1 pseudogene is annotated in these 349 nt (G+C 60.2%); it reads right to left on the reverse strand.

Annotated elements, in window-relative coordinates:
* Positions 1-315 (reverse strand): annotated as a pseudogene (locus EN852_RS36900) (hypothetical protein); the annotation flags it as partial.
* Positions 316-349 lie beyond the last annotated feature (34 nt).

A 349-nucleotide genomic window follows, 5' to 3' on the forward strand; every position in this document is an offset into this window, starting at 1 on the left:
CCGCCGCAGCATTGCAACGAGAACAACCAATTGCAGCAGTGTAAACCCCAGCAACAGCACGATTTCGCCACAGACGGCCAAAGGGCCATTGGGCAGCGTCATGAGCTGCCGGTAACCCTCGCTCGAGGAAAACAGCTCGGCCATCGTGCGGAAGGGCGCCAAGGTCTGGCCGATTGCCAGCAGCATCAACCAGCCTCCAAATCCCACCAAGTCGCATGGATTCTGCGACGGCCCGGCCGCCGAGCGGACGGCAAAGAAAACAGGCACGCCGACCAGCAGCAGCACGATTGCCCAATGCCAGATGGAAAATTGCATCCAACCCCTCCCCCAAGATGCCCTTCTGGGTTGT

The organism is Mesorhizobium sp. M2E.F.Ca.ET.209.01.1.1 (genome assembly GCF_004010375.2).
Lineage (GTDB): Bacteria > Pseudomonadota > Alphaproteobacteria > Rhizobiales > Rhizobiaceae > Mesorhizobium.